Source organism: Pedobacter westerhofensis, assembly GCF_900182595.1.
Classification (GTDB): Bacteria; Bacteroidota; Bacteroidia; order Sphingobacteriales; family Sphingobacteriaceae; genus Pedobacter; species Pedobacter westerhofensis.
The window spans coordinates 1-12,605 of record NZ_FXTN01000020.1; the positions used below are offsets into that span (position 1 = coordinate 1).

Annotated in this window: 9 protein-coding genes; 1 reads left to right on the forward strand and 8 read right to left on the reverse strand. The window is 39.0% G+C overall.

What is annotated here, in order from left to right; translation table 11 throughout:
- Nucleotides 1-42: 42 nt before the first annotated feature.
- Nucleotides 43-597: a hypothetical protein gene (locus FN831_RS26345; protein WP_142531205.1), complete on the reverse strand. Its 555-nt coding sequence runs from the start codon at nucleotides 595-597 to the stop codon at nucleotides 43-45.
- Nucleotides 598-852: 255 nt separating this feature from the next.
- Nucleotides 853-1,206, reverse strand: a complete 354-nt coding sequence (locus FN831_RS26350; protein WP_142531206.1) for a hypothetical protein — start codon at nucleotides 1,204-1,206, stop codon at nucleotides 853-855.
- Nucleotides 1,207-1,272: 66 nt separating this feature from the next.
- On the opposite strand from FN831_RS26350, the gene FN831_RS26355 reads away from it, so the two are divergent.
- Nucleotides 1,273-4,329, forward strand: a complete 3,057-nt coding sequence (locus FN831_RS26355) for a DEAD/DEAH box helicase (RefSeq protein WP_142531207.1) — start codon at nucleotides 1,273-1,275, stop codon at nucleotides 4,327-4,329.
- A gap of 939 nt (nucleotides 4,330-5,268) precedes the next feature.
- On the opposite strand, the gene FN831_RS26360 is transcribed toward FN831_RS26355, so the two are convergent.
- From FN831_RS26360 to FN831_RS26385, 6 genes are all read right to left on the reverse strand, one after another.
- Entirely contained in the window at nucleotides 5,269-6,762 is a 1,494-nt protein-coding gene (locus FN831_RS26360; RefSeq protein ID WP_142531208.1) for a nitrilase-related carbon-nitrogen hydrolase, read from the reverse strand.
- A 67-nt stretch (nucleotides 6,763-6,829) separates the two neighbouring features.
- Nucleotides 6,830-7,393 (reverse strand): Crp/Fnr family transcriptional regulator, encoded by a 564-nt coding sequence (locus tag FN831_RS26365; RefSeq protein ID WP_142531209.1) that lies wholly within the window; start codon nucleotides 7,391-7,393, stop codon nucleotides 6,830-6,832.
- Between the two features lie 150 nt (nucleotides 7,394-7,543).
- Nucleotides 7,544-8,164 (reverse strand): Vat family streptogramin A O-acetyltransferase, encoded by a 621-nt coding sequence (locus FN831_RS26370; protein WP_142531210.1) that lies wholly within the window; start codon nucleotides 8,162-8,164, stop codon nucleotides 7,544-7,546.
- Between the two features lie 261 nt (nucleotides 8,165-8,425).
- Entirely contained in the window at nucleotides 8,426-10,225 is a 1,800-nt protein-coding gene (locus FN831_RS26375; protein ID WP_185960615.1) for a S41 family peptidase, read from the reverse strand.
- A gap of 20 nt (nucleotides 10,226-10,245) precedes the next feature.
- Nucleotides 10,246-11,412 (reverse strand): retropepsin-like aspartic protease, encoded by a 1,167-nt coding sequence (locus tag FN831_RS26380; RefSeq protein WP_142531212.1) that lies wholly within the window; start codon nucleotides 11,410-11,412, stop codon nucleotides 10,246-10,248.
- An 81-nt stretch (nucleotides 11,413-11,493) separates the two neighbouring features.
- A protein-coding gene (locus tag FN831_RS26385; protein ID WP_142531213.1) for an IS3 family transposase occupies nucleotides 11,494-12,590 on the reverse strand; the annotation gives its coding sequence in 2 pieces (ribosomal slippage) (nucleotides 11,494-12,329 and nucleotides 12,329-12,590; 1,098 coding nt in all).
- Nucleotides 12,591-12,605: the final 15 nt, after the last annotated feature.

Below are 12,605 nucleotides of genomic sequence, written 5' to 3' on the forward strand. Positions count from 1 at the left end.
AGCTGCTTTTGCTCAGTGCCAGATGGGGGCGGCGGGAATTTATTATCTTTGGTAGTACTTAGTGGAGCATCCGCTACTACGCTCGGCAGCCAGTGGGGGGGTCAGTTTGACCCGAAACAGAGGGGGCACTTTCGCTGAAATACGCACCTGGCTTTCATAAGTAACACCCAGATGTTTTTCTATCGCACTCTGCAAATCTTCGATGCCGTTCTCATCATAAACTTGCTTTTCATACTGATTCCCGGATTCCTGGATAATGTGATTAAATATCATGTTGTAATGATGACGGCGGGAAAAAACATAAAGATCATTTTCATCAAAATACAGTTCTCCAACATCTTCAATCATCCCTTGTTCGGCGTACACTGTTACGCAGGTCATCATCATATCGCCTAAAAACAACAACTGGTCTAACCAACGTTCAACCTTCTGCCTGGAATCTGGTTTCATGTCCACAATTTTCATCTCCACCTCACAACCGGTTTCCATTATCCATTTTAATATACGACGGTACATCGCTAGATATTTTAAAGTAACAACGTCAGAATCGAGTTCCAGGTCATCAAGTACCAATTCCACCGCATCTTCATGGAACATTAATGGACATTCCGCGGCGATTGATCACCTCGTTCCGGAATTGCAGACAGCCCGTTCCGGAAGACTTTGACCATCATAATTCATTGATTATAAATTTGAATTTCTCTATACTGATTAACAAAATCGGTGGTCTCCATCCTACGGAATCGCCTGGTCATGCCATCCGGAATATCCATTAAGCTCTCTAAATGAAAAATTGGTAACGTAATTCAATGTATTATTCCCCTGGTCGCTTCGGTGGCCAGGGGAATGATTTTACAGTTTGTAGTAGTTTACCGCCAAGGTCCCGTCGAAATCTTGGGACAAGTAGCTGCATTCAATGCTTAGTGTGTTAGGCTTAAGCGAATTCAGCGCATTGCTTGCCTTTACAAAAGCCTCCATTGCCTTAAACACATCCTGCTCAATACTGGTAGTACAATGTTCTTTCAAGTTAGAGAGCGCCGTCTGGCTGATCATCTTATCGGTTCCACAAGCAGCCAGAGGGATTAAATTGGCGTGAGTACTTGATCTGCATCGTGCATTGCACCTGGTGCATGTGTGGCTGAGATTTGATTTTCCATATTTAAAATGCAGCTGCTTCAGGGAATTATTCACATTTAATCCTCTCATTTAGTTTAGTTAATCAATTGAGTATACGAGTGATTTTCTTTAACTTTCAAGTCTTAACGCGCTCCTATGAACTGTTTTACAAAAGGATACAATAAGCTGCAACTTTTTCAGCAAAAAAATAATAAAGCTGGATTGTATAAAAATCAAATCGGAGCTATTGGATCTGTTTTGTCACATTTTAGCACCCGAAGTGGGCCGGCATTAATTACGATGCCGACAGGAACCGGAAAAACGGCTGTCATGGTTGTCTTAAGCTATGCGCTGCAGGGGCAAAAAATCTTGGTGATCACTCCGAGCCAATTAGTTCGTGAACAAATTACCAAGAATTTTAGGGATCCTAAAGTACTTTTGGAGAAGGGTATTATTCCTGGTGGAAGATTGTTACCAAGGGTATATGAATTGACAAGTGTTATTAATGACAAGAAAGAATGGGCGAAAATTTTAAAATCGAATGATGTTGTTGTAGCGATACCTGGTACACTTAATAAAGTCGAAGACCTAACTGAAACGATTGGGGAAAAAGCTTTCGACCTTGTTTTTGTAGATGAGGCCCATCATAGCCGCGCAAAATCCTGGATAAATATTTTAGAAGCGTTTGACCAAGCAAAGCAAGTATTGTTGACAGCTACGCCTTTCCGTCGTGACAATCGGGATTTAAAGGCAAGGCTGGTATATAATTATTCTCTTAAACAAGCATATGAGGATGGACTGTTTAGTAAAATTCAATTTATTCCAGTAGTAACGGCGAACGGAACTTCAGATTTGGATAAGAATATCGCAATAGCAAAAAAAGCAGAAGAAATATACAAAGTGCGCTTACACAATGACCATCGAATCATCATCCGAACTGATAGGAGAAAAGATGCGGATGAACTTCATAAAATTTACGGAGAACATACGAAATTAAAATTAGCGGTTGTTCATAGTGAGTTAAGTACGTCCACCATCAAATCACGCATTGATCAATTGACTAAAGGTGAAATTGATGGTGTAATTTGTGTTAATATTATGGGGGAGGGGTATGATTTTCCAGCTCTCAAGATTGCGGCAGTACACATCCCGCATAAATCTTTAGCTATTACTTTACAGTTTGTAGGAAGAATTTCAAGGACAAACACAGCCGAGGGGAGTCTGGCTACCGTAATTGCTGGAGAACACGAGTTTAAACTTGGTACCCATCAGTTATATAAAGAAGATACCAAAGACTGGTCTGTTATTTTACCAGATCTCCATAAGCATAGGATACAAAAAACAGAAGACGAGCAGGATTTCTTTGATTCTTTTGAAGATGTTACTGAAGACCAGGAACCCATCGCCCTTGAATATGAAGAGCCATTGTCTCTGGCAGATGATGACCTAAGACCATTTTTTCATGCAAAGGTTTACAAAATTATTCCACCTAAAATATTACTAGATCCTGATGATGAGGCGGCCTCAATTGACATTACAAGACTGATCGATTTTTCAGGTACTGAGGCGCTAAAAAATGCAATGGTGCGTCACCACCATGTGAGCAAAACCCATGATGTGGCTATTCACGTGGTGGCAGAGCTGAAAACTCCCTCCTGGTATATTAAAGATGATAAATTGAAAGATGTAAAAAATGAATTTTTCATAGTTTATCACGATAAGGACAACTCTTTGTTTTTTATTGGAGCAACACTAAAAGATCCGGAACTGTATGAGCACATAGTGACTCAATACCTCGAAGATGAGGTTCTACATGACATCGTTCATTTGCCATTGTTAAAACGTGCTATGGCAGGATGGAGAGAGCCGAAATTTTACAACGTTGGCCTGAGAAGCAGGAAGAATAAAGGCAATAGTGAGTCGTATAAGCAGTTTTTAGGATCCCTAGCGCAGAATTCTGTTTCAGCTACGGATAAGTTTAGTTACACACGTGGTCATTCATTTGGCGGAGCTTATGATACCGTATTAAAAAAAGATTTACTGTTGGGAGTTACGTCCAGCTCTAAAGTTTGGGCTTTGGAAGATAAGAAAATCAAGTATTTCGTGGAATGGTGTGCTGGAATTGCCAGGAAGGTAGGAGATCCCGAAATGGATAAGCTAGAGTCGCCTTTATCAGATCTAGATACCGGGAAAGTTATCGATGAATTTCCAGCAATTCCTGTGTTCTTTGCTGACTGGGATCATTCTCAATACAGCAAAAATACAACTATAGTTTTTTTGGATGTGGATGAAGAAGCTGTTTGTGAAGCCCTGCTTTGTTCGTGCGACATCAAGGTAGTCAATCAAGGCACTTCCCTGCTTACCTTAGAAATCTCTAAAGCGGATTACGTATCCACAATCGAATATTCATTGAATCCTAAAGCTGCGTTCGTATTTTCCGCTACTACTTTAAATACTATAGCCGTCAGTCGGGGTAATAGTTTTGGTAGTCCGGAGGCTTTCCTTGCCATTTTAAACGATAGTCCAGTTAATATTTTCTTTGAAGACCTATCGAAGTTAGTTGGAAAAGTATATTTTGAATTTAGAGATGAGGGTAACCGGACCATTAGTGATGATCAGATTATAGGGCACAACTGGCCAGTTCATGTTGAGGTTAAAAAGGAGTATTTTTCAGATTCAGATATAGCGAACAATAAATTAACTGGGAACACGAAAATATCTATACATGAATATATCATTGAGTTAGCAAAACAAGATTATGATGTTGTATTTTATGATCATGGCTCACTAGAAATTGCAGATGTAATTGGTTTGAAAAAAGGAAAAGTTCAGTTTTGGCACTGTAAGAAGCAGGCTGGTGATGAGCCAAACTGCAATGTAGACGATATTTATGACGTTTGTGGTCAGGCAGTTAAATCTGTCAATTGGGCAAATCGGAATTTGCTGATTAAACAACTTTATGACCGGGCCGACCGAAATAAAAGTAACTCAAAGATCAAAAAAGGAAATCTCATCGATTTGAAAGCGATATTAGATTCTTTTGACAACCCTGTAATTCCTGTTGAAATAACAATTGTTCAGCCCGGGTTAAAAACTCAGTCGTTGTCTACCAAACAGCGCCAGGCCTTTGACAGGATTAAAGTAGTGCTATCAGGAGCTGAATCGTTTCTTAAAGATGTGAGCGGATGCAGTTTGTCCATAATGTGCTCATAAGAGGGGAAATCGTATTGACAAAGTTGATCCGCCTTTCGGCATTAAAGATGAAAGAAATTCTGCATTTTTAGTGCAGCGAAAGCGAAGAAGGCTGAGGAAAGTAATTATATATCTGTCAAATCATAATTAAAAAGGACGTAACAATGCCATGGGAATTCGGTATTCTTCTGAATGCATGCTATCTGCATGACTATTTGCTAATATCAACTGTCGATACTAGTTTTTATGAAGGCGAAATTACCTACCATACGAAGCTTTTTATGGCACCTCCCATATGGGAAGTGCCACCAATATGAAATTACCACATGGGAAGGACATTAATTGGTACATTTAGAAATACTTGGTTACCGGAAACCTATCCTATCAGTCCTAGATGCGTATTTTTCAGATCTTCAATAAACGTTCCTATATTCGCAGTGACAGTTAAATCACTAAGGAATTGGTTTGTACCCACTAATATCTCGGGTACAAAAATTTTTCCCATGTGGGAAAGATTTTTAAAAATTATGTTAAGACCTTGGGATATATTCAAAGGTTTTTTTAGTTCAAAGGCAGGACTTTAGGTCCTTCAAACGAACAACTGAGTTCATTAACGGACATCAAAACTGGTTCTAAATAATGTGACTGGATAGTATAAGTCTTGATACTGTAAGCCTGGCGGAAGTGATACACGAAAACGAAGGTATTCGTTAAGTCATTATCATTATTTCACCGTTTTTTTATAGCAAAATGAGATGAGTATTCGAGAGACTATTTTGTGAACTTTATTGATGTTTTGCCTTTTTTCTTCAGCGGTATCTTGCCGTGTATTTTGCGAGCAAACTTAAAGGCATTATCATTATTCCACTGCTTTTTGTAATGCCCCATAAATATAGGTACCCACAGACATTGATTTGTTTATATTAACTTTGAAACACAGAATTAATCTTCTAAAGCCTTTCAATTCTTTCCATATCTTTTATTTGCGTGTGTTATGATTGCATAAACAAAGATAATTGCCACCCCTGCTATGCACAGCCAAGAAAATAAATCACTTACAACGGCATAAACCGTTTTTCTTTTACCAATTGGCACATCGCTTATTAATAGTTGTGTAGCTCGTTTTAAGTGATACTGGCTTTCCAAAATCTGTCCTCTACTGTCAGAAACTGAGGATTTGCCATTACCCGTTATTCTAAATAACGCGAAGCCATTTTCTATAGCACGAGCATTAGCCATTGTGGCATGCAAATCTTTGATGCCCGGCCAGTCTGCAGAGGGCGCAAAAACCAGGTCGGCCTGACGCATATGCCGGATGAGTTGGGGGTAATCAAAGTCCGCACATATCGCACCTGAATACATAATGCCGCCTGTTGCAAATACCCTGGGTTTCACCGTTGAAGCAAGCGCAGGTTCCATCTGGTCAACTGGCTTATTTTTCTGGTAATCGTAAATGATCTTTCCATCTGGGTTAAATATTATAAAATGATTTTCCGCTTTTTGCCGGGGAAATCCATCACTCGCTAGATAGTAGGGCAACCCAAGAAAGACAGCGTTCTCTTTCGCGAAGCGACTATTTACCTGTACAAAGTTTAGATAATCTGTTTGCAGTACAAGTAGGCTTGCTTCATTCCAAATAACCCACTTCGGATGGTAGACCCTAATTGCTTCTTTGGTTTCCCGCAAGTAGAAAAGGTTCGTACGAATAGATTTGAGGCTGATTTCTTTTTTCCGCTGTTGTATGGAGACATTCCCCTGCCATACCATCTCCTGAAACCAGGGCCAGGCTTCTTTTCCCTGAAATGTTAAGCCCATTACTTTTACTTTTTGCTTAACCGGATTATCCATTTGAAGTCTAACAAAGCCAAACCCGAAAGCAAGGACTAGTAGGCTAGAAGCAAAACCCGCAAACCTAAACCTTGCCCTTTTGTGAAAAGCTGAAATAATAATCTCAAAAAGCAAGGCAGCATTTAGGTAAATAATAAAGACGATTCCGTAGATACCCGTTACGGAAAGAACCTGCAACAGGTAAATATTGGTTTGGCTATAGCCTACTGAACCCCATGTTCCGTTTGAACTTAGAGACATAAGGTATTCCACAGTTACACCGCATAAAGGCAATAAAAGCCACTTGAATGTTACCGGAATCTGATTATAAAGCAGGCGATTAATCAAAAAGGGGAGCAGATAGGTCAACGAAAAAAACAGATTAGTCAGATGAAAGCTAACCCCATCTAGAATGTTCACCTGGTGCTGCGTGGAGTAAATCAAGGTTAGACACACTAGCCCAGTAAGCATGGCATAAAATGGCTTTGTGAAATGAAAGAAAACCAGCCAGAGAACCGGAGTTATCCATGCAATGATGTTAAGATTAGGATAGCCTCCAATTAGATATTCTAAAAAGCAGACAGGGACAATAACTAACTGAAAGTAGTTAAACGGGATGTATTTCACGGAGTATTAGCTTATTTAGCAAATCTAAGTATCTGTTAATTCCCCACATTTGATTCAAATCAAATAATTAGGAACCAGCCCGCACCCTACTTAAGGTTTCTTGGGTAATACCAAGGTATGAGGCAATCATCCCGAGAGGTACCCTCCCCAGGATGTACTTATAGGTATTGCAAAAATGCTCATACTTTTCTTTCGGTGTGGTAAACCGTATAGAATTTAACCGTTCCGATTGCTTAATGAATTGCATACTCATCACTATACGGCCAAACCGCTCCATTTCATGAAAATGCTCAAACAGATACATCAAGTCTTCTAAGGAAAGTGAATAGGCTTGTGTTAATTCAATCGCGGCAATCTCGTACTGGTCGGGAACAACACGCATAAAGCTATAAGCCGAGGTCATCCATTCATTCTCGGCTGCAAATCCATCAGTAATAATTTTATCATCCTTGTTGAAATAAATCCGAAGAAGTCCTTGTTTTACCAGATAAGTACGCTTGCAAACTCTGTCAGCACGCTGGATAACCTCATTTCTTTTAAAAGTATGTAATTGCACACGTTTTAAGAGTTCCTGCTTTAAGTTTTCCGGAACAGAGGTAATATCTGAAAAATGTTGCAGGAGAAAGTCCATTGATAATGTATGATGTGATTTGAAGTAGAAGTATTAAAGATAGGCTTTTAACAAAGACTGCTTTACTATTTTTTTACTCGGATAGGAACAGATAAGTTTATAGTTGATATAGCGGTATAAAACTGCATTAGAAATGAAACAAGCTTTTCATTAAATTTTTTTTGTCAGAAAATTAACGTTCTCTGTTATCTTTTCGAGATCCCAATTCCACCATTCCATTTCTAAAAGTTCTTTTATTTTTTCTTGTGAAAATCGTTTTCTGATTTCTTTAGCAGGATTCCCTCCGATGATACTATAATCCTCGACATCCTTTGTAACGGTGGAGTTTGATGCGATTATCGCACCATTACCAATTTTAACACCTGGCATTATGGTTACATGATTACCTATCCAAACATCGTTACCAATAATTGTATTTCCTTTAAAAGGCAATTCTCCATCTTTGGGAGTCGCCTTTGTCCAATCTTTGCCGAAAATATAGAAAGGATAGGCAGTTATGCCATCCATTTTATGGTTTGCTCCATTCATTATAAATTTGACATCGGAAGCAATCATGCAGAATTTACCTATTATAAGTTTGTCTCCAATGAAGTCAAAATGATATTTTACATTTTTTTCAAAATTGTCTACATTCTCAAAATCATCATAATAAGTGTAGTCACCCACTATTATATTAGGATTACTAATGATATTCTTTAAAAAGCAAAGTCTATTATAGTTCTCTAGTGGAAATTTTTCATCCTTATCTGGAAAATGTGTGTTTTCATTCATAAGTATTCAATATCTTGGTTTATGTTACCTCAAGAAGGTGCATTAAGTCAATTCATTTCAAATGTATAAAAACAACGGAATTTATTAGATACATAAAAATAGCCTATCATTATTCCCTCCTTTAAAAAGACGGTCCTGGCGAGCCACCTTAATTAAAGCTGTACGACAAAAAGAAATTTCAGTTTTGTGCGACAAATCAGGCTTGCCCCAATCTTGTATTCTCCATTATTCCACCCTTTAATGATAATGACCTTCATCCAATTACCGACTTTGTTCTTTCGCTATCTTAATAGCTAAATTTAGAGGCTCATCTAGCCCATTCTTAATACCATCAATTGTGGGCGTCAAAATAATGTCGGGTATAATGCCCTTCAAGTGATGTTTGCTTCCGTCAGCATTTTTTGTAATCATTCCCGTATAAGCAATTGTATATTTCCCAGGCAGATAAATCACGTTAATATTCCCGTTTGTACCTGAGCTAGGTGTTCCTATAATCGTCACATTTGGAAGTCCTTTAACTTGTGCCAAAAATGTTTCAGATGCACTTTGAGCACTGGCATCAGTAAGAACATATATTTTAGCTTTTATAAAAGGTGTTTCGGCATTTGTCCTTGATCTATCCCGTTGATATCCTACCCTTTCAAAATCTGGATATATAATCTGTGGAATAAAGAAAAATTGTCTTTTTTTCAACGGCTTATTTATTAAATGAGGGAGGATATTAAAAACTTCATCATTCAGAGGATATCCTCGAAGATCGAATATAATGGCTTTTGCACTGAAAAGTTGTTCCACAATTAACTTCTTGGTCACGGAGTCACGAGAAAGGTTTATGTAATATATTTCTGGTCTAAGCCAACCTTCTTTTGTATAAGGCTCATTTTCAGAGCCACTTCTATAACCTAGACCTACCATATTTCTTTCTGCAAGAAAAGTCCTCTTACCATTTTTCCCAGAGATAGAAATAGGTGCACTCGTGTTTTTGGGGCCATTTAGTGCCATAACTAAGGATTTTGATCTTTTCCACTGTGGCGATCCCGAGAGATATTCTTCCCTGGACAATAGATATTTCATGATGTCCTGATGCTCAATGGAATCCACTGTATCCCCTAATTCGACACCACCAAGCTTTTGGTTGTTAATCTTTTTAACAACAATCTTTCCCTCTGCTTCAGTGAGCGTTAAAGATGCAGTAGCCTCATTGCTTTTCTCTTTGGGTTGTGTGAGATCGACAAACATATGTCCGTCGTTCATTTCCGCACACATCAGCCGTAATGTATTTAAGAAGTCCTCCGGATTCTTATCTGAAATGGATTTTTTAATTGCCTTAGTGAGAATAGTTTCTGCTGGTAAGGATGCATCATTCCAGTAAGGATATGAATGTTTCAGAATATTCCAGGCAATAATAACGTCCGCTAATCTGATCTCAGGAGAACTTCCGGTAAGTGATAGCTTTCCTGACGAATCTTTCGGTAGAGCATTTCCCATTTCTCGCATCAGTTCTTGTGTAGCAAGAGGAGCAGCTGCGGGATAGGTATTCCCTTGTTTGGAGTACAATGCATATGGAACAATACAGGAAATCCCCTCAACGATATCGGTCTTCAAATACTCTCCAATCTTCGTTCTTGTTTTAAAAAGCTGTTCCACGGGTTTTTTATCCTTGGTCCCATAAGGGATATTTAGCTTGATGCTCTTATAAATACCAGCATACAAAGGAAGACCGAGCCCCAGGTGTTGCCATGATACAATGCTATAACCATCTATGTTCGAAGGCTTAATTTTTTTAAAATCAAATCGCTGTGGTGCGGAGGTCGAAAAAATTTGAACAGATGGTGCAACTCGATTAAAAATACTGTTGAGTTCGGCAATCAGTTCTGTATCATTGCTTGTCGAAAGCATCTTCTTGCTGCCATATACCGCCAGCACAGCCCAGTCTTTGGGTGCTTCACTAGAAGGGTGGAAGTATTGAACACAGCCGTATAACCTCGCAAATGCTTTTAAGTTTCTTTGCTGTCTTTCTGTCGATTGTGGAAAAGCTGACAGACTATAAAATAGTGTCATGAGAATTATCAGGACACATCTCATTTCTTTTCAATTTCTAATTTTCGCAATTTGCCGTCCCTAGACCGTATGGTTATAGTAGACCTTTCTTTCCCTTCAAGGATTGACTTTTTATTGAGCAGATCACAAAGATCTACGGTTTCAAAAGAAGTTCCATCAACTTCGACGATCTGTTCACCCAAAGCAACGCTACTACCTGCTTCATCCCAAACTAAGCCCACAACCATTTTGTTGTTGTTAAAGGTTGGTTGAAACGGCCACTGCTTTTCAGCCAGGTCTATCTCTCTAGCATTGCCTTCAAAATAAAACTTCTGGTGTATGAAGTCAATGGTAACGATACCATAGTTAAGCATTTTAGATCCCAATCTTGCTCCTGACCCTTTACTTGTTACAGTCATTACATTTTTCAAATGTACGTCAGCAATGTTAAAAGTTGGGAATTTCAATAAGAACTTCTCATTATCCTTTTCCAAGCCAAATGCTCCTATCTGATTGGCTCCATAACCCTTTGTGACTGTTTCGTAAACATTCGCTTTTTTAAGCTGGTCCATCGAAGTTTCAGAAAGTGAGAGCAGGCCATTGTCACCTGTATCAAAATTTACCCGCATTGTTGGATTCCCTGAGAACTGCACTTTAAATACAGGATAGCTCTGAATGGTGTCTAAAAAGAGACTAATCCCCTTCTTGTCGGCTAGTTGAAGTTTCTCAGTCAGATCGGTTATGACTATAGTCTTTTTCTGGCTGTTTATTTGGATGATCGAATTCCTAAGTAAGTTGCTTCCTAAAATACCGTCAACATTCCAGCATTTAAAAAAGTCGGGAACTCCGACAACCGCTGGTATACCACCGAAGTTAAGGTTACCTAAGGCAATATCCTTAATGATGACTGTCGGGCTAGAAGCCTTGTTTCCATTTACATCATTTACCTGATTATTCTGAAGTTTGTCCGCATTTACTGCCGTTAAAATTTTTGAACTTAGGCACATCGGAGCCCCTGTATCAAACAGGAAGTTATAATCGATCCCATTGATTTTGACTTTGACTATCATTTTGCCATTTATATCCTGATAGGGTATTTCCTCAAAATAATTAGTTGATTTTGTTCCGCCTCTATTATAGGAAAGGCTCTGCGAAAAACTATACTCGGTTATGAGCAAAAAAAAAGCGATAAATAAAATTCTATACATGATCCTATTTTAATCCGAAACTAATTAAAATTAGCGAAGCGGTGACCTCCCCCCAATTTTAAGACACGTTAAATTCGAAAATCAGGGCATTAACTGGTTTTTTTGCCACATCTCCTGAGGCGTTAAACCTCCTAAGGAACTATGTGGTCTAAAGGTATTATATTCTGCTCTCCATGCTTCAATTTTTTCTATTGCATCTTCCATTGACAAAAACCAGTTGGTGTTTAGGCATTCATCACGGAAGCTTCCATTAAAAGACTCAATATATGCATTATCTGTGGGTTTCCCCGGGCGGGAGAAATCAAGTATGACCTGATTTTCATATGCCCATTTATCCAATACTTTGGATATAAATTCACTTCCGTTATCTACTCTAATTTTTTTTGGAATGGCATTGCATTCCTCTTTTAACCTTTCCAGTACAGTCACCACCTGTTCCCCTTTTATACCTTGCTCTGGGTAAATATCAAGACAAAATCTTGTATAATTATCCACTATAGTTAAGGACCTGAACTTCCTGCCGTCAAACAGCTGATCGGACACAAAATCCATACTCCAGCACTCATGTAAATGCGAGGGCGGTACGCGTTCTAAGCGGTGCGCACCGGCTCGGTTTCTTCTAGGTCTTTTACTACGCAGGTTCAATCCTTCCAGTTTATAAAGTCTGTAAACTCTGTTATAACTATCTTTAAAGCCTTCTCGGCGAAGCAATGTAAAGATTCTTTCACTGCCATATCTCACCCGAGTTTCTGCAATCTCCTTCATGCGCATTCTGATTACCTTGTCATCACGACCTATCTTTTTATAATACCACATCGAGCGGCAAAATTTAGTGACCGCACAAGCCCTATGCACAGAAACTTTGTAACTGACTACTAAAGCTTCGGCCAGCCCCTTCAACTGGGCTGGCCTTAAAGCTTTTTTTTAAGTACATCTTGCAGCATATGTTTGTCCAGACTTAAATCTGCTACGAGTTGTTTGAGTTTGGCATTCTCATCCTCTAGCTGTCGTAGACGTCTGAGTTCAGTGACACCAAGACCACCGAATTTCTTCTTCCAGTTATAATAGGTCGCCTGGTGAATACCCATTTTGCGACAAACCTCTTCTACAGAAACTCCCGTTTCTGCCTGTTGCAGTGCAAATGCAATCTGCGCTTCTGTAAACTTGCTCTTTTCCATCTCAATTACTGTATG

Coding starts and splice junctions, on each gene's coding strand:
- FN831_RS26375 (WP_185960615.1), bottom strand. CDS start 10,225: ATGACACTATTTTATAGTCTGTCAGCTTTTCCACAATCGACAGAAAGA.
- FN831_RS26350 (WP_142531206.1), bottom strand. CDS start 1,206: ATGAGAGGATTAAATGTGAATAATTCCCTGAAGCAGCTGCATTTTAAA.
- FN831_RS26370 (WP_142531210.1), bottom strand. CDS start 8,164: ATGAATGAAAACACACATTTTCCAGATAAGGATGAAAAATTTCCACTA.
- FN831_RS26380 (WP_142531212.1), bottom strand. CDS start 11,412: ATGTATAGAATTTTATTTATCGCTTTTTTTTTGCTCATAACCGAGTAT.
- FN831_RS26365 (WP_142531209.1), bottom strand. CDS start 7,393: ATGGACTTTCTCCTGCAACATTTTTCAGATATTACCTCTGTTCCGGAA.
- FN831_RS26345 (WP_142531205.1), bottom strand. CDS start 597: ATGTTCCATGAAGATGCGGTGGAATTGGTACTTGATGACCTGGAACTC.
- FN831_RS26355 (WP_142531207.1), top strand. CDS start 1,273: ATGAACTGTTTTACAAAAGGATACAATAAGCTGCAACTTTTTCAGCAA.